The sequence below is a fragment of the Williamwhitmania taraxaci genome (genome assembly GCF_900096565.1).
In the GTDB taxonomy this organism is placed as follows: Bacteria; Bacteroidota; Bacteroidia; order Bacteroidales; family Williamwhitmaniaceae; genus Williamwhitmania; species Williamwhitmania taraxaci.
In genome coordinates this window covers 1-16,771 of the sequence record NZ_FMYP01000003.1, presented here as the reverse complement: position 1 = coordinate 16,771, position 16,771 = coordinate 1, and the positions used below count along the sequence as shown (strand labels likewise).

General features: G+C 42.9%; 14 protein-coding genes and 1 tRNA gene. 6 read left to right on the top strand and 9 right to left on the bottom strand.

Annotated elements, in window-relative coordinates; genetic code table 11:
* Window positions 1-4: 4 nt before the first annotated feature.
* From BLS65_RS01310 to dnaK, 3 genes are all read right to left on the bottom strand, one after another.
* A complete protein-coding gene (locus tag BLS65_RS01310; protein ID WP_092434583.1) occupies window positions 5-1,636 on the bottom strand; it encodes a S8 family serine peptidase in 1,632 nt (543 codons plus the stop codon).
* Window positions 1,637-2,437 (bottom strand): toxin-antitoxin system YwqK family antitoxin, encoded by an 801-nt coding sequence (locus BLS65_RS01305; protein WP_125869721.1) that lies wholly within the window; start codon window positions 2,435-2,437, stop codon window positions 1,637-1,639.
* 106 nt (window positions 2,438-2,543) lie between these two features.
* Window positions 2,544-4,457 carry a molecular chaperone DnaK gene (gene dnaK, locus BLS65_RS01300; protein WP_092434576.1) on the bottom strand — a complete coding sequence of 638 codons (1,914 nt, stop codon included), beginning with the start codon at window positions 4,455-4,457 and terminating at the stop codon, window positions 2,544-2,546.
* A 274-nt stretch (window positions 4,458-4,731) separates the two neighbouring features.
* Between dnaK and panB the strand changes: the two genes are divergently transcribed.
* The 3 genes from panB (at window position 4,732) to BLS65_RS01285 (ending at window position 7,931) form a co-directional block, all read left to right on the top strand.
* Window positions 4,732-5,547, top strand: coding sequence for a 3-methyl-2-oxobutanoate hydroxymethyltransferase (gene panB / locus BLS65_RS01295; protein ID WP_092434572.1), 816 nt, complete (start codon window positions 4,732-4,734; stop codon window positions 5,545-5,547).
* A 3-nt stretch (window positions 5,548-5,550) separates the two neighbouring features.
* The gene (locus BLS65_RS01290) at window positions 5,551-6,261 is read left to right on the top strand and encodes an RluA family pseudouridine synthase (RefSeq protein WP_092434568.1); all 711 of its coding nucleotides are present in this window, start codon (window positions 5,551-5,553) and stop codon (window positions 6,259-6,261) included.
* An 89-nt stretch (window positions 6,262-6,350) separates the two neighbouring features.
* A complete protein-coding gene (locus BLS65_RS01285; protein ID WP_092434563.1) occupies window positions 6,351-7,931 on the top strand; it encodes an adenylate/guanylate cyclase domain-containing protein in 1,581 nt (526 codons plus the stop codon).
* Here BLS65_RS01285 and cdd read toward each other — a convergent pair.
* Window positions 7,928-8,416: a cytidine deaminase gene (cdd, locus tag BLS65_RS01280; protein ID WP_092434559.1), complete on the bottom strand. Its 489-nt coding sequence runs from the start codon at window positions 8,414-8,416 to the stop codon at window positions 7,928-7,930. The genes BLS65_RS01285 and cdd overlap by 4 nt on opposite strands.
* 119 nt (window positions 8,417-8,535) lie before the next feature.
* On the opposite strand from cdd, the gene BLS65_RS01275 reads away from it, so the two are divergent.
* Complete coding sequence (locus BLS65_RS01275) at window positions 8,536-9,489, top strand: glucosaminidase domain-containing protein (RefSeq protein WP_092434556.1); 954 nt, start codon at window positions 8,536-8,538, stop codon at window positions 9,487-9,489.
* Window positions 9,490-9,523: 34 nt separating this feature from the next.
* Here the strand turns inward: BLS65_RS01275 and fmt are convergent, their stop codons facing one another.
* The 5 genes from fmt to BLS65_RS01250 are packed head-to-tail and all read right to left on the bottom strand — an operon-like array spanning window position 9,524 to window position 15,547.
* Window positions 9,524-10,492 (bottom strand): methionyl-tRNA formyltransferase, encoded by a 969-nt coding sequence (gene fmt / locus BLS65_RS01270; protein ID WP_092434553.1) that lies wholly within the window; start codon window positions 10,490-10,492, stop codon window positions 9,524-9,526.
* 9 nt (window positions 10,493-10,501) lie between these two features.
* Window positions 10,502-11,740 (bottom strand): bifunctional 3,4-dihydroxy-2-butanone-4-phosphate synthase/GTP cyclohydrolase II, encoded by a 1,239-nt coding sequence (locus tag BLS65_RS01265; RefSeq protein ID WP_092434550.1) that lies wholly within the window; start codon window positions 11,738-11,740, stop codon window positions 10,502-10,504.
* Window positions 11,709-12,869, bottom strand: a complete 1,161-nt coding sequence (locus tag BLS65_RS01260) for a glycosyltransferase (RefSeq protein ID WP_092434547.1) — start codon at window positions 12,867-12,869, stop codon at window positions 11,709-11,711. The genes BLS65_RS01265 and BLS65_RS01260 overlap by 32 nt, the downstream gene beginning before the upstream one ends.
* Before the next feature lies 1 nt (window position 12,870).
* Window positions 12,871-14,097, bottom strand: coding sequence for a glycosyltransferase family 4 protein (locus BLS65_RS01255; protein WP_092434544.1), 1,227 nt, complete (start codon window positions 14,095-14,097; stop codon window positions 12,871-12,873).
* 1 nt (window position 14,098) lies between these two features.
* Window positions 14,099-15,547 (bottom strand): LptF/LptG family permease, encoded by a 1,449-nt coding sequence (locus BLS65_RS01250; protein WP_092434540.1) that lies wholly within the window; start codon window positions 15,545-15,547, stop codon window positions 14,099-14,101.
* Window positions 15,548-15,898: 351 nt separating this feature from the next.
* Between BLS65_RS01250 and BLS65_RS01245 the strand changes: the two genes are divergently transcribed.
* Together BLS65_RS01245 and BLS65_RS18880 are read left to right on the top strand one after the other, a co-directional pair.
* A tRNA-Met gene (locus BLS65_RS01245) sits at window positions 15,899-15,972 on the top strand.
* Between the two features lie 635 nt (window positions 15,973-16,607).
* Window positions 16,608-16,771, top strand: a 164-nt coding sequence (locus BLS65_RS18880; RefSeq protein WP_139180941.1) for a helix-turn-helix domain-containing protein, incomplete at its 3' end; no start/stop codon positions are given.

Here is a 16,771-nt window from a genome sequence, read left to right as displayed (position 1 = left end):
GGCTTTATTGTTTAACTAATTTTTCACGCCAATGGCAGGCTCCGCATGTAAGATGTGCAATGTAGATGCCCTTAGATAAGTTAGCGTTTATTTGGATTGTAGTGTCAATGGACGATGTTACCAACCACTGTTTTCGAAAGACGCATACCCCTGAACCGCTGTAAATCGCAATTGTTGCTTCTCCTGCGGTGGCATTGTGAAGTGTGATTCGGAGTTCTCCTGAAACGGGATTTGGGTACATTTCAGGTTCTATACAGTGCGATTCACCAGATTCATTGAGAAGGTTGTAGTAGGCTAACTGGGTATTAGGTATTCCGTAACCCAACTTTTCAGTTGGATTGGAGTATCTTGAAGCGGAGCTGATTAAGGCTTGCCGAATTTGATTTGCCGATAGGTTTGGGAATGCTTGCCATAGGCAAGCGGACATTCCTGCGATTATTGGGGCGGCATAGGATGTGCCATTGCCCTGAGACGGAATCCCCAGATCGTCAATAATTCCAACTCTCGACCCTAGTGCAACTATTTCTGGTTTAATTCGCCCATCGGCACTTGGGCCAATGGAGGTGAAGCTGGAGGGGATGGAGTCTATGGGAACTGCACCAACAGTTAATATTCCCTTAGCATCTGCAGGAGCTGAAATGTATTTCCACGCGTTGTTGCCCTCGTTGCCGGCCGAACAAACTATAATCATGCCTTTACTTGCTGCTATGGTGCATGATTTAGAAATAGGCGTTACATCTCCTGTGAGATCCGCGTATGCGTGGTTTTGGGAAGGGATATCGAAGGTAGTGTAACCAAGAGAGGTGTTGATGATATCTGCGCCCATGCTGTCGGCATATTCTGCAGCCGCAGCCCAGTAATACTCTTCAACGAGCTGCTCGCTGTTGTAATCTTCACTTCTTAGGAGAAGGTAGTTGGCTTCGGGAGCAGTTCCAACCATTTTTGTTGGTGTATTAGTCCCTATTACAGAAAACACATGCATTCCATGGGAGTCCTCTTCAAAAATGTTTGAAGTTGGGTTTACAAAATCCTTCGTTGCGATCACTCTATTGTTCGAAAAAGCGTCGGCGAAAAGGTTGAGTTGGTTGGCGTGGTAAAACCCATCGTCGATAATGGCAATTAGCTTTCCTTGGCCTTTGTATCCAAGTTGGTGGAGGAACGGACCCTTTATTAAATCTACAGCATCAAATCCATTGCCATAGTAGGAATGGTTGAAGTCTGTTCTATTGGACAGTCCCAATTTATTGGTCCCGCGAAGTGTCGTGCTTCTTGGTAATGGTTCGTATATGGAGATTACTGAGAACGAGAGATTAGTTTTCTTTATTGCCTCAAGTTGTTCATTGGTTGGCCTTACAACCACTCCATTTAGCCACTTCAGGGCGAAAAGTATTTCCGCTCCTGTCTTTTTAACGCTATCAATGTAATGATTGCAGACGGGGAGGTCCTCAGCCGTAATTTCAATCTGCTGTTTTGCTCTACGATTGATTGCTTTTTTACTTAAAAATTTCTCGGGGATCTCAGTAGAGTATTCACTTCTGTTTTTATCTGGAAACCCCACCCAATATAAGCTTTGACAGAAACCAAGAGATGGAATCAGCAATAGCAAAAGTAGCACAAGGGAATTTCCGGTTCGCATTTAATAACCCATTTGCTCCATTACTTTTTCGGCGGAAGGTTCCTCTATTTTTCCAATATTTTTCTCTAGTTCGAGGAGTTGTTCCGTTTGTTTTCTGTCGAGTTTGTCTTTGTTGTTTCCAATTCCATTTCTGTATACCACTTTTTGGGTTGGATCACCATTCTCGTTATAGAATTGCCATTCCCCTTCTTTTAATCCGTTTTTGTAGTTGCCCTCGGATACAAGTCTTCCATTGGAGTAGAAGGTTTTCATCTCTCCATTGAGCTTCCCTTCTTTGTAAACGCCGCTATACTTGTATCGTCCATTGGGGAAGTAGGTGGTCCAAACGCCATTTTTTATGCCATTGGAAAAAGATAGTTCCTCCATTATCTCACCTGTAGTGTAGAAGCGTTTTCTTATTCCATTGAGCTTTCCTTTGGCGTATTGCTCAATCATCAGAATTGTTGTGTCGGGAGTATAATACTTCCAGATACCATCTTTTTGTTGACCAATAAAGATGCCTTCAGCTGCGCGTTTGCCGTTGGGATGTAAGTATGTTGTTGTTGCTATTTTTCCTGTATTATCGAATATCATTACCACTTTTAGGGTTCCCTTTTCGGTATACCGTTTAAGCGTGTCGGTAGGAATGTCGTCTTTGAATTTTGCCGTGTAGGCCGGTTCTCCATTTTTATAGAGTTTGCACCAAACCCCCTGTTTCCTTCCTTTCTCGTCGCGAAGATTAGTGTTTGTTGGGATATTTTGGCCAAGAGTAATAGTGGCCGAAAACAGTAAAACTGTTATTGTTGTGATATATATCTTCATAAACTTACTTTTAATGCTTGCGTTGTTTTTCGAATACAACGAAGGTATAATAAAAAAGCAAAGGGTTCCGATTGGAACCCTTATACTTTTTATTGTAGAAGAAATATTATTTCACTTCTTCGAAGTCTACATCGGTAACCTCATCGTTACCAGACTTGGAACCGCTGTTTGTGGATTGACCTGCATTGGCATTTGGATCAGCACCTTGAGAAGCGTCTTGTCCGGCCTTGTAAAGCTCTTCGCTGGCAACTTGCCAGTCTTTGTTGAGCTGTTCGGTAGCCTTATCAAGCCTTTCAATATCTTGATTCTTGTGTGCCTCCTTGAGTTCTGCCAAATCGGCTTCAATTGGAGCCTTTTTGTCAGCAGGAAGTTTATCGCCAAACTCCTTAAGTTGCTTTTCGGTTTGGAAAATCAAGCTGTCGGCAGCGTTAAATTTGTCTACGGTTTCGCGAGTCTTCTTGTCGGATTCTTCGTTAGCCTTTGCTTCTTCGCGCATTCTCTTGATTTCGTCATCGGTTAGCCCAGACGAAGCTTCGATCCTGATTTTTTGTTCCTTGCCGGTACCCTTGTCCTTTGCCGTAACGTGAAGAATTCCGTTTGCGTCGATATCAAAGATAACCTCAACTTGGGGAACACCTCTAGGGGCTGGTGGAATACCGTCAAGATGGAACCTTCCAATGGTCTTATTGTCTTTGGCCATTGGGCGTTCGCCTTGTAGAATATGGATTTCAACCGTTGGTTGGCTGTCGGCCGCAGTGGTAAACGTTTCCGATTTACGCGTTGGGATAGTGGTGTTTGCTTCGATGAGCTTTGTAAACACGCTACCCATGGTTTCGATACCAAGTGAAAGCGGAGTAACATCAAGCAAAAGAACGTCTTTTACATCACCGGAAAGTACACCGCCTTGAATGGCAGCACCTACAGCAACTACTTCGTCGGGGTTAACGCCTTTCGAAGGTGCTTTTCCGAAGAATTCCTCTACAATCTTTTGGATTGCAGGAATACGTGTGGAACCTCCAACTAGGATAACCTCGTTAAGGTCGTTAATTGTTAAGCCAGCATCGGATAGTGCCTTTTTGCAAGGTCCAATTGTTGCTTGGATAAGTTTGTCGGCCAATTGCTCGAACTGAGCACGGGTGAGTGTTTTAACCAAGTGCTTTGGAATACCATCAACGGGCATGATATAGGGCAGGTTGATTTCGGTAGAGGTAGCGCTCGAAAGTTCTACCTTAGCCTTTTCTGCTGCTTCCTTTAGGCGTTGTAGCGCCATAGGATCTTTTCTTAAATCAATTCCTTCGTCCTTGAGGAAACTCTCGGCCAACCAGTCAATAATAACGTGGTCAAAGTCGTCACCACCAAGGTGGGTGTCGCCGTTGGTCGATTTTACTTCGAATACGCCTTCACCTAGTTCAAGGATAGAGATATCAAAGGTTCCACCACCAAGGTCGAATACTGCGATTTTCATATCGCGTGACATTTTGTCGAGACCGTAGGCAAGTGCCGCAGCTGTAGGCTCGTTGATGATGCGGCGCACCTTAAGTCCAGCAATTTCACCAGCTTCCTTGGTTGCTTGACGCTGTGAATCGCTGAAGTAAGCAGGCACCGTAATAACGGCTTCGGTTACCTCTTGGCCCAAGTAGTCTTCAGCTGTTTTCTTCATTTTTTGAAGAATCATAGCCGAAATTTCTTGAGGCGAGAATTTCCTGTCATCAATTTCAACACGAGGGGTGTTGTTCTCGCCCTTCACTACTTTGTAGGAAACACGGTTGATCTCTTTTTGTACCTTGTCAAAGGTTTCCCCCATAAATCGTTTTATGGAGAATATTGTTTTTGTCGAGTTTGTGATGGCTTGACGCTTGGCAGGGTCGCCAACTTTACGTTCGCCATTCTCTGCAAATGCAACCATCGAAGGAGTCGTGCGCTTACCTTCGCTGTTAGGAATAACCACCGGCTCGTTGCCTTCCATTACAGAAACGCATGAGTTAGTTGTTCCGAGGTCAATACCAATAATTTTGCCCATTTTTTTTATGTTTTGTTGTTTACTTTTGTTCGTTATCCACTCTTTGCAATCATTGTGCCATTGCTTAATGTGTCATGTTTTTATGAGTGCTGACAGCGGTTTCTGCTGGATATGGTCAAACTGTTTGTTTTGTTCGTGACATTACGGCAGTTCTAATTATTGCTTGGACTTGTAAAATCCCTTTGCTGTCACCTTTGAGGGTGTTCTTATTCTTCGTAGCTTTGGCTCAATTATTATGAAGTTAATATCCAGTTGAACGACAAATCGTGATGCCATGTCATTAGAAGGGAAAGTAAGAGTAGTTACCACTCACGTGCTTCAGGAGATGAAGACTCGAGGTGAAAAAATAGCCATGCTGACAGCATATGATTATTCCATGGCTCGCATTTTAGATGAATCGGGGATTGATGTTCTGCTGGTGGGTGACTCCGCTTCAAATGTGATGGCTGGTCATGTCTCCACGCTGCCCATTACGTTGGACCAAATGATCTATCACGCGTGCGGTGTGGTAAGGGGTGTCAATCGTGCCTTAGTGGTAGTGGATATGCCTTTTGGTACTTATCAGGGGAATTCTAAAGAGGCACTCGCCAGCAGTATTCGCATAATGAAAGAAAGTGCAGCGGATGCGGTAAAGTTGGAGGGCGGCAGTGAAGTGATTGAATCGGTTGCCCGTATCATTTCGGCTGGAATTCCGGTAATGGGACATCTTGGTTTAACTCCTCAGTCAATTCATAAGTTTGGAACTTATGCCGTCCGTGCTAAAGAAGAGGCAGAGGCTATGAAATTACTCAAGGATGCTCATCTCCTCGAAGAGACTGGTTGTTTTGCCCTTGTGCTCGAGAAAATTCCTGCAACCTTAGCGGCTCAAGTAGCGAACGAACTTAAAATTCCGGTAATTGGTATTGGTGCAGGCGGAAACGTCGATGGGCAAGTGCTTGTTACCCACGATATGCTAGGCATCACCAAAGAGTTTTCACCTCGATTTCTCCGCCGCTACCACAATCTCTTCGAAGAGATGCAGAAGGCTTTTCAAGGTTATATTGCCGATGTGAAAAGTAAGGATTTTCCAAACGAAAAGGAACAATATTAAGCTATGGCATTTACCGAAGCAGATATTTTGTGGGAGGACAACCATTTGTTGGCAGTTAATAAGCATGCCGGCCAACTTGTCCAAGTCGATACAACCGGCGATTCATCGCTCGAAGATGAGGTTAAGGCTTTTCTCAAGAAACGAGAGAGCAAGCCTGGGAATGTTTTTTTGGGCGTAACTCATCGTATCGATCGACCCGTTTCCGGTGTGGTGCTGTTTGCGAAAACTAGCAAGGCGCTTACTCGGATTAATGAGATGTTTAGAGAGGGAACGGTCAAGAAAACTTACTGGGCTATTGTGAAAAACAAACCGGAGGAAGAATCGGCTACCCTTGAGCATTACTTGGTGCGCGATACGGCAAAGAATAGAACAATGGCACTTACAAAGCCGAGGGCGGATGCCAAGGTTGCAAGCTTGTCCTATACAATTCTTGCACGCTCGGTAAATTATTTTTTGCTCGAGATTGATTTGCATACCGGACGACACCACCAAATACGGGCTCAGCTAGCCAAAATTGGTTGCCCCATCAAAGGGGATTTGAAGTATGGTTTTGCTCGATCGAACCCCGATGGTGGCATATGCTTGCATTCTCGGGAAATATCGATAGAGCATCCGGTTAAGAATGAGCTTGTAGTTATTGTGGCCCCGACACCGAAAGATGTTCTTTGGATTGATTTCGTCAACAGTTTGGGCGGTAAATCAAATAAACGATAGAATTTATTCCTTCAGTTGTCGTGCATTGCTTTTAATGTGTAACTTTAAGTGACCGCAATCATTAATCATCTTGCGTCATTTTTTAGATTATGGGAAAGATTCTGCTTGTTTTTGATAGAAACGAATCCGATTTTCAACTTCTTTTGCAGTTGTTGGAAAGTCGATTTGCGGAATACGAAGTCTCTTGCTGCGAAAAGGAGGAGGCGTTGTTGGCGGCTATTGAAAGCCAACCAATTGCTATCCTCATCGATCATAGCTTTAATGGATCCGGAGGCTATTCTGTCATCACAAGCCTAAAAGGAAGCGAGTTTACGCGAAATATTCCAATTTATCTTTTTCATGATTTTCTTGACTTAAAATCGGTGGCTGAGGCCGTAACCCTTGGTGCTGATGATTTCTTTCGCAAGCCTATTGTTCAAGAGGAACTTGTTCCTCGGTTGACAGTAATGCTTCGGAATGCGCAAACAGTTAATGATTTGCGATCCACCTCTCAGCAGTTGAATGATTTTTCCGTGGCAGCAACCAAGGCTGGAAACTCTTTAATTATGATTAGTTCTACCGGCGACATTGAATGGGTGAACGGGGGATTCGAGAAGTTATACGGATGCAATTTAAAGTTATTTAAAGAATCGTTTGGGTCAAATATGTTCTCGGATAACCTTTCACATAAGACAGTTGCTGCGTTTAAGCGGTGTAGGGAAAATGGTGAATACGTTACCTATGAGAACAGTTGGACAATGAAAAATGGAGTCGTTAAAGATATCCAAACCTCCTTGTCGCCGGTTTACGACCATTGGGGAAATTTTTTCAAGATAATTTGTATTGAAACAGATATTTCTGATTTTAAGGCAGTAGAGCGTGAACTTGGCGATAAGCATGCCCATATTACTGAAGCAAATCAGTTGTTGGAGCAGCAGCGCTCCGAGATCGAGGAGCAAAAGCGATCGCTCGAGGATGAGAAGAAAAAGTCAGAAGAGTTGTTGCAAAATATTCTACCGATGGAGATTGCTCGGCAACTTACCCGAAAGGGGACTGCCAAGCCCAAACCCTATAAGGATGTGTCTGTGTTGTTTACTGACTTTGTCGGCTTTTCGAGTCTTACTCGCGCCTACGATGCTCTTGATCTTATCGAAATACTCGATCACTACTTTCAACGTTTTGAGCAGATAGGGGAAGGTCACTTTCTTGAGAAGATAAAAACGATTGGCGATGCATACATGTGTGCAGGAGGACTACCTCGAACCAACAAGAGCCATGCATTTGATACTGTATTGGCTGCTCTTGAAATCAAAAAATTTGTGCAAGAGAAAGCAGTCTCTGACCAATTATTGGATAAATCAGCTTGGCAAGTAAGAATAGGGATTCACTCCGGCGATGTAATTGCTGGAGTAATTGGACGCAAGAAATTTGCGTACGACATATGGGGCGACACAGTAAATGTCGCCAGCCGTATGGAGCAAGCATCGGAACCCGGAAAAATCAATATTTCCCAGTCGACCTACGATAAGATTAAAGACTTTTTTGAGTGCACTCCTCGAGGCGAGATTCCAGTAAAAAACATAGGCTCCATAAGTATGTACTATGTGGAGCGTATCTTACCTGAACTTTCCGATGATCTCGATGGTGTTCTCCCCAATGCGGCTTTTAAGAAGATATTGTCTACCTACTAGTCCTTGGCCTTTAGATCAACGTCGAAGCAGAGTGGAAGTAATAGCCTCGCACTCTTAACTATCTGGATGGAGTTTGATCCATACATGATAATGTCCATCGGCTTATTAAACCGGTTTTGCGTTTCAAGCAGCACCTGCCTGCACGAACCGCACGGGTAAACCGGAGTTTCGTTAAACTTGCCATTGTAAAAAGATGCGACCGCAATGGCTTTTATCGCTTGGCTTGGGTATTTTGAGTTAGCATAAAAAATTGCCACTCGCTCAGCACATAGTCCCGAAGGGTAGGCCGCATTTTCTTGGTTGGTACCCGTGATTATTTCGCCATTCTCGAGCAATACTGCTGCTCCTACGCGAAATTTCGAGTAGGGAGCATAGGCATCCTTCGTGGCATCTTTGGCCTTTTCAACCAAAACCTGATAGTCAGAAGCGAGTTCTGTGGGACTATCATATTCAAAATATTTTACTAAAATTTCAGACTCTCTCATTCTAATGCTATTTTTGCTAGCAAATACAAACCTACGCAATTTTTTTTTATTGCAAAACGTTGCATGGATAGAAGGTGACTGGATTTGATTGAGATTTTTAAGATATAACTTTTATTGAGATGAGAATTGTATTATTCATACTATTGATAACTAGTTTTATACCGACCCATATTGCTGGTCAAAACGGAAAGAAATATTCTCGTGAAGAATATGTTCAATTGTTTAAAAATTTAGCAATTCGGCAGATGGAGAAAAGCGGAGTGCCAGCCAGTATTATTATTGCTCAGGGCATGTTAGAGTCCGATAATGGGAATAGTACGCTGGCTATTAAGGCAAACAATCATTTTGGGATTAAATGCCATAAGTCATGGTCGGGATCTACCATTTTTCATGATGACGACAAAAAGAGCGAGTGCTTTAGAGTATATCGTGATGTGGCAAACTCATTTTCGGATCATTCCGATTTTCTGCGTTCTTCTAAACGGTATGCTTTTCTTTTTGATCTAAAGCCAACCGATTACAAGGGGTGGGCCAAAGGATTGAAAAAGGCAGGATACGCCACAAATCCAAAGTATGCCGATATGCTGGTGAAGATTATTGAGGAGAACAATCTATATTTATTAGATCAAGGCGTTGATATTAAGGCTGTATCCCCAACTAGACTGCAAGGATCAGATACCTATTTGGTCGATATTTACAAGAATCATCCTGAGTTGGTGCGAAATGGTGTTCTTTATATCGTGGTGAAAGCAGGCGACTCGGTGGAGAGTTTGGCAAAGGAGTTGGAAATGATGCCTTGGCAGATTTACAAATACAACGATTTGCCTCGTGATACGAAACTTGTTCCGGGCGATGAGGTGTACATCAAACCAAAAAAGCGTCAGGCTGCTAAAGGTTTCCCCGTTCATATATGCGAGTCAGGTGAGACTATGCACAAAATTTCTCAGACAAATGCAATAAAGTTGCGCTTGCTCTATAAACGTAATGGGATGGAGCCGGGACAAGAGCCTGAAGCAGGACAAGAGATATTCCTACGGGGTTGGAAGCCGGGTTTGAAGCATGGATGGTTTTAGTAAGGAGCAAAATACTCCACCACCCAGTGTAGACTTAAGAAAATCGAAATTTTTCAATGTCCTTAAATCCTCGGAGAAATTCCGGGGTCGAAAGATGCTTCTTTCCGGCGAGCTGTAACTCTTCTATGGCAATTGTTCCTTTGCCTGTGGTTACATGGATAAATGTTTTCCCGTCGGAAGATATTATGCCGGGAAGTTGATTGGTAGTCTGGTTTACAATTGAGACTTTGAAAATCTTAACAGGCGTTGTCTCTAGGGTAATATTGTTTTGCAGTGTAGTCCAAGCAGCAGGATAGGGGCTTAGGCCGTGTATGTGGTGCATAACCTTGTCGCAGGGATCGCTCCAGCTGATCTTGCATGTTTCCTTAAATATTTTGGGTGCCTGCTTTAACGGTTGTCCTTCCAGTGTGTGTGGTTGTTCTACCGGTTTTGCAGTACCATCGGCAATAGCATCTAAGGTTTTCACAACCAATTCGGCTCCCGAAATCATTAACCTATCGTGTAGTTCTCCGACCAATTCGGTATTTCCAATCGTTAACTCCTCTTGAAAAATTATTTTGCCCGTGTCAATCTCTTCGTTAATAAAGAAGGTCGTGTTGCCCGATACTTTATCACCATTAATTATTGCCCAGTTGATTGGCGCAGCACCTCGGTAATGGGGGAGTAGTGATGCATGGAGATTAAATGTTCCGTGAGGAGGCATTGACCACACTTCTTTAGGCATCATTCGAAAAGCAACCACAACAAAGACATCAGCACCGAGTTGGTTTAGTTCTGAGATAAATGCCGGATCTTTCAGCTTTACCGGTTGAAGAACGGGAATGCCTAACTTGCCTGCTTCGGTTTTAACTTCCGATTGGGCTATTTTCTGACCTCTTCCTGCAGGCTTGTCCGGCACAGTAACCACTGCTAAAACCTGATGGGGTGATGCCACAATCCTTCTCAGAATTGTAGCAGCAAACTCAGGTGTGCCCATAAAAACTACCTTCAACGACCGGTTCATTGTATCCTTTTATTTGTTCCCTTGGAGTTTATGACCCATTTTAGTTTTTTTCGTCTGAAGGTAAAACTCATTAAAAACATTGGACTTGATCTCAATGGGCATGTTTTCGACAATCTCGAGACCGTATCCTTCAAGACCTGTAATTTTCTTAGGGTTGTTTGTCAGTAATTTTATTTTCTGAAGGCCTAAGTCGCGAAGAATCGCTGCGCCAACTCCGTAATCGCGCTCATCGGCACTGAATCCAAGGTCCAGATTAGCTTCTACCGTATCGCGTCCTTCTTCTTGTAGCTTGTAGGCATGTATTTTATTGAACAGGCCAATGCCACGACCTTCTTGGTTCATGTATACAACGACGCCCTTACCTTCTTTTTCAATTTTTCGTAAAGCTTCGTGTAGTTGAGGGCCACAATCGCAACGATAGCTGCCAAAGATGTCGCCCGTGACGCATGATGAGTGAACCCTAACGGTCACTGGTTCGTTTATATCCCAACTTCCCTTTACAAGGGCAACATGTTCCAGTCCATTGTTAAGTTGGCGATAGGGAACTAACTCAAAATTGCCAAATTCGGTGGGCAGTTGAATACGTTCGCCTCGCTCAATAAGGCTTTCCGATTTCAATCGGTAAGCGATTAACTCTTCAATGGAGACAATCTTGAGGCTGAATTTTTTTGCAATTTCGAGTAGTTGAGGAAGCCTTGCCATTGTTCCATCCTCATTCATTATCTCGACTAAAGCACCGCCGGGTTGTAAGCCAGCCAAGCGGGTAAGGTCAACAACTGCTTCGGTATGACCTGCTCTGCGAAGTACCCCTTTTTCTCTTGCTTTAAGCGGAAATATGTGGCCCGGACGACCTAGATCTTCCGATTTGGTTTTAGGGTCGACCAGTGCTTTTATGGTTTTTGCTCTGTCGGCGGCAGAGATCCCAGTGGTGCAGCCGCTGCCATTTAAATCGACCGATACGGTAAACGGCGTTTGATGAAGGGCGGTGTTGGTGCCCACCATGAGTTCCAGATCGAGCTCTTTGCAGCGCTCTTCGGTAAGTGGAGCGCAAATTAAACCGCGGCCATGAGTGGCCATGAAGTTGACGATTTCAGCGGTGATAAGTTCGGCAGCAACCACGAAGTCGCCTTCGTTTTCCCTATCCTCATTATCGACTACAATAATTACTTTACCGTTTCTGATATCTTCAATTGCCTCATCAATTGTATTCAGGAGGCTATTGGTTGCGTTGTGTTGGTTGCCAGACATTGGATTTTACTCCTTTTATAAATTTATAGAAACCTACTAATAGGGCTAAGTTCATTCCGTAAAAATGGGTAACAAACCGCACAAAGGTAATATGAATGTTTATTCTTTTAAGGAAAAAATCGAGGGGAAGTAATAAAAAACTCACTAAAAAAATCACCAATACTGTAAGATATGCGTTGTTCTCTCTCGCTAGTGCTATATTGGCCAATAAGGCAATTATGATGAGAATTGGTCCAACCCATCGTATGGCTTTGTGCGAAATAAAGGCAAATGCACGGCCCTTCCACGGCGGTAGAAGCAACCCCTTAAACCGAAAAAGGTTTTGAAAATTTCCAATCGAAATCCTTACTTTTCGGCGAAACTCTTCGTGGGATTGGTTCGAAACGTCCTCGTAGACATCAGCATCTAGGCTATTAATGGTTTTGAATCCTTGCTCGATGACGCGCATACATATGTAGAAATCATCCATAAAAAAGGTAGAAGGCACCTTGTTGTAGCAACTTCTTCTTGTAGCAAAGCAACCCCCAAATGGACCCATCATGCTACCCCAAATACGGCCCTCTCTGTTTTTTATTAGCACCTCCCGGTTGATGTAAGTGCTTTCTTGAATTGAAATGCCATGCGATTGTAAACCAGTATTCCGCATACGGGAATCGACAAGTCCAATTTGATCATTCTTGAAGTGTTTCACCAATTCAAAGATCGTAGTCTGTGTGAAAAATACGTTTGCGTCGGTTGATATAATAATTTCACCCGTAGATTTGTCAAGCAACTCGTTGATGGTGTTTGCTTTTCCTCTACGTTCGAAGATGAAGTATTGCAGTTGTGGGTGAAGGATGGTTTTTTCAGACAGAATGTCGTTTGTGCGGTCAGTTGACGAGTCGGAGCCTATGATCACTTCAATCTTATGAACGGGGTAGTTGGTGCTGAAAATCGATTCAATTTTCTTTGCTATTACTGACTCTTCGTTGTGCACTGCCATTAAAATAGAGATGGAAGGGAGATTGTCCTCTAAGCTAAATAAATCTATCTTTTTCTTTTCTTTTGAGGTAAGAATGCGCAGGATTATTGGATAAAGAATATAGGAGTGAAATACGAGGAGTGCGGGTATCCAGAATAAGTATTCCACCTTAGTAACTTTTGTTGTTTCGTTCGAGAAGGAGACTTTGGTAAAACTCCATTACCTTATGACTAATTTCATCATTATTGAAGTGCTGCTGCGCAAAGTTACAACCGTTTTTGGCAATTTGGTTTGCCAACTCTACATTTAATAGTAGCGAGATACATGCTTCTATAATTGCTTCAGGCGTATCGGCAATAACAATGTCTTTTCCGCTCACCGCCTCTATTCCTTCTGCTCCAATCGACGTTGAAACAATGGGCGTGGAGGCAGCCATTCCCTCGATGATTTTAATACGCATCCCAGAACCGGATAGCAACGGCACTACCATTATTCCATGCGTTTGCATAAATAGCTGGGCGTTTCCCACTTCTCCCATAAATTCAACACAGGGTAGTTTTATTGCTTTAATGAAGGTTTTAGGAGCATGTCGTCCGGCAATGAAGAATCTCGCGTTAGGAACTGCTGCTCTTATTGCTGGCCAACAGTTGTTTAAAAACCAGATAAGGCCTGCTTGATTTGGCGTCCAATCCAAACCGCCAAGGTGAAACAAACTTTGTTCTATCTTATGCGAGTTCGTAGTCGTGAAATGAGCTTCATTCAATCCTGTTGGCGCTATGTGGCATGGAATTGTCGGACTCGATTTAAGCAAGCTTTGTGCATCCTTTTTGGTGATAGGAATTACTGCATCAACGCGGCGAAGAGTGTTTTTCTCCAATCGTTCAATTCTATTGGCTAGTATTCTGAGGTAGACCTTCTTAAATGGATTTGAAGTTATTGTTACGGTTCTGTCCCAGATTTCATGCTCAATGTTGTGTGCTCTGAGCACAATGGGAGCAGTTGAATATGCTCTTATCGTTTTGATATATGCTTCTAAGTATGGTCCTTCTAGCTGTATGATGTCATACGGCATAGTGGTGATTTCTTTCTGTAGTAGGTTAAGAAATGCCTCGTTTTCGAACCGGACGGAAATGTATGGTTTCCTTGAGAAAAGAAGGTTCTTGAGGGCTGGCCATAGTTTTATGGAAGTATCTACCGTTGCCGCTTTTATGCCAACTCGTTTGAGTATATCATTCGGAATCTCTTCTACCGGAGAGAAATGCTTTAACGTGTTTATTGCAAGAACAGTGATGCTAGCACCTTGGGTGGCTAGTCCTAATGCCATGTTTAGGGTTGCAATTGCACCACCATCTTTGGCTGGATAGGGAACCTTGTTGGTAACTATCAGTATTCTCATTTTAAGCGCTCTTCTTCTTTCCGAATAGTTTTCCTATTTTCTTGAAGAATTTGAGATATAAATCGGTGTTGAGTATAGCTGAGTCGTTGCTTGCCTTGTATGAAAGGAATATTCCGAGTGGAAACAGTATAAAACTTGCGATCCACATACCAATGGGCGCAATTAGGATGCCTTCCCTTACAAATTTCTCTCCTGTGATAGAGATAATGTAATAGATTATGAAGAAGAAAATGGAGATGACAACCGGCATTCCCAACCCACCCTTGCGAATTATGGCCCCTAGAGGTGCTCCAATAAAGAAGAAGACGAAGCATGCAAAGGAGAGCGCAAATTTTCGATGCCACTCAATACGATGTCGGTTAATTATACGCTGTTTGTAGGAAATCTCATCCTTGTTGGTGGCCAGATTACTTTTTGCCGAACGTGCCATCGAGAGGGCGTATGATACGGCCGATTTCTTGTCGGTAAAGTCCATCGAAGCGATGGTTGAATCGAGGGTATAGCTGGCTTTGCTCTTAATTGTGTTGGATGTGTCGATTGGCCCTGTGAACGAGCTTCGTCCAATAAGATTTTTGAACACATAACCCTTTCGTTGCTCAAGTTCTTTTTTGAGGGAGTCGCCGGCAATTTCAAGTTGAGCAATATTGAGCATTTGGTAATCGTTTTTGAAAAGGCCTTCGTCGGATCGTTTAAAGTCGAATCCGCTTAAGGGAACCAGTATGGTTTGCTGAGCAAAGTAGTTTCGCCGAAAGGCATAGTCGTTGCTTTTTGCATTTCGAGGCTTTCCGTTTGCCCTTACATCTTCGTAGTTACACCCGGAGTAGAGATCGACAACCATATATTTCTTATCGGCTGTTACGCGCATGTAGCCCGAATCGGCAGAGGTTACAGATAGGTTTCCCTCCCTGCTTGCCTGATTGTATATCATAATTCTGCGCATCAGGCTTGTTTTTCTATCTTTCTCTCCGACCTTTATGCTGTATCCTTCAATTCCATTGGTAAAGGCTCCCTCCTTAATCTGAAGTTCTGGACGCTGTTGGCCTACACTGTACAGGAGCGTTTTTATCTTCAGGTTGGTTACCGGTAGTATATTGTTCGAAAAGAAGAATCCAAAAATGCTGAGGATTACAATCAGAATTACTAGGGGTGCAAGTATCTTCTGTAAGGATATACCAGCCGCTTTCATTGCAAGCAGTTCATTGTTTTCTCCTAGATCGCCAAGAGTCATTATTGAGGCTAACAAAACAGTAAGAGGTAGGGCCATCGGAACTAAGGTGGCTGAGGCGTAGAGCATTAATTCCCCAATGATATCCCAGGTAAGACCTTTGCCAACAAGTTCGTCAATATATTTCCATAAGAACTGCATCAATAGGATAAACATTACTATGCAGAAGGTCATGAGCATCGGACCTAGAAAGGACTTCAGCAGAAATGAGTGGAATTTTTTCATTCGAAAATATATCTTTTAATTGTTGGCACCAATGAGTTGTCAAACTCGAAGTGTGCCGTTTTTTATGTTGTTAATCTTCCTTACATCCAAAATTCTAGCCGATGTGTAATATGAATTATTGGTGCTGTTTGGACAACAAATTTAAGCGATTTTTCCGGTTGATAGGGGCGTTTTATGTAAAACCTGATTACTTTCAAAATTATTTACTTGATTTACTATATTAAAGCTTTGATAATCAAAAACGAGGAGTTGAAAAGCCGTGTTTGCCTCGAGATTATTAGGAAAAAGATTTCAATAGCGTTTGTTTTTTTGAAAATTGCCCTATCTTTGCAGCCGCAATTCAAAGCAAATGGCGAGGTAGCTCAGCTGGTTAGAGCGCATGATTCATAATCATGAGGTCGCCGGATCATCCCCGGCTCTCGCTACAGTGAAGCCCTGCTAATAGCAGGGCTTTATTTATGGATAATAGTTGGTTTTGGTTTTGGGCACTCGTAAGGGTGCCCATTTTTTGTTTGTTTCCCATGGAGTTGTATCGAGATATGAATTGTAAAGATGGTAGCGTGATTCCATGATGAGGCAATATGTCATTGAAAGGGGAAAGGGTAAAAGTGAAAAGTGAAAGGGTAAAAGTGAAAAGGTAAAGGTAAAAGTGAAAAGGTAAAGGTAAAAAGGTAAAAGTGAAAGGGTAAAAGTGAAATGTGAAAAGGTAAAAGTGAAATGTGAAAGGTGAAAAAATAAGGGAGTGTAAATTATTTTGTGTAAACTGGAATTACTGGGTGTTCATGGGTGTAGGTGGTGCTCAACGGAAGCGAAGGCGATTGAAATAGTGGCCCCAGTACGGGATTTAGTATCAATATATAAAATGTTCGAAAAAGACTTGAACTATATAGAATTATGATTAACTAACCTAAATTCAAGTAACAAATGCAACTTATAGGATTGATTGGAGAGAAAGGAATTGCATTTTTTCAGAACAGGAAGATGAGAATTACTCACCTTCGCTGCTCCGATGGAAAAAATGTGGTTCTTTACCCCCTAAGTCCTCTAAAAATAAGTTGTAATGGCGCACATCAACCAAGAGCAAAGGTATGTAATTACCCTCATGCTACAGCAAGGCAAGCTACAAAAAGAAATAGCCCTGTTTATCAACCGAAGCCCTTCCGTGATATCCCGGGAGATTCGCAGGAACAGGGATGCCAAAACGGGCATTTACGAGAGCAACGT

Excerpts from the sequence above, each read along its gene's own strand:
- BLS65_RS01310 (WP_092434583.1), bottom strand. The coding sequence starts at position 1,636 with ATGCGAACCGGAAATTCCCTTGTGCTACTTTTGCTATTGCTGATTCCA.
- BLS65_RS01305 (WP_125869721.1), bottom strand. The coding sequence starts at position 2,437 with ATGAAGATATATATCACAACAATAACAGTTTTACTGTTTTCGGCCACT.
- dnaK (WP_092434576.1), bottom strand. The coding sequence starts at position 4,457 with ATGGGCAAAATTATTGGTATTGACCTCGGAACAACTAACTCATGCGTT.
- panB (WP_092434572.1), top strand. The coding sequence starts at position 4,732 with ATGTCATTAGAAGGGAAAGTAAGAGTAGTTACCACTCACGTGCTTCAG.
- BLS65_RS01290 (WP_092434568.1), top strand. The coding sequence starts at position 5,551 with ATGGCATTTACCGAAGCAGATATTTTGTGGGAGGACAACCATTTGTTG.
- BLS65_RS01285 (WP_092434563.1), top strand. The coding sequence starts at position 6,351 with ATGGGAAAGATTCTGCTTGTTTTTGATAGAAACGAATCCGATTTTCAA.
- cdd (WP_092434559.1), bottom strand. The coding sequence starts at position 8,416 with ATGAGAGAGTCTGAAATTTTAGTAAAATATTTTGAATATGATAGTCCC.
- BLS65_RS01275 (WP_092434556.1), top strand. The coding sequence starts at position 8,536 with ATGAGAATTGTATTATTCATACTATTGATAACTAGTTTTATACCGACC.
- fmt (WP_092434553.1), bottom strand. The coding sequence starts at position 10,492 with ATGAACCGGTCGTTGAAGGTAGTTTTTATGGGCACACCTGAGTTTGCT.
- BLS65_RS01265 (WP_092434550.1), bottom strand. The coding sequence starts at position 11,740 with ATGTCTGGCAACCAACACAACGCAACCAATAGCCTCCTGAATACAATT.
- BLS65_RS01255 (WP_092434544.1), bottom strand. The coding sequence starts at position 14,097 with ATGAGAATACTGATAGTTACCAACAAGGTTCCCTATCCAGCCAAAGAT.
- BLS65_RS01250 (WP_092434540.1), bottom strand. The coding sequence starts at position 15,547 with ATGAAAAAATTCCACTCATTTCTGCTGAAGTCCTTTCTAGGTCCGATG.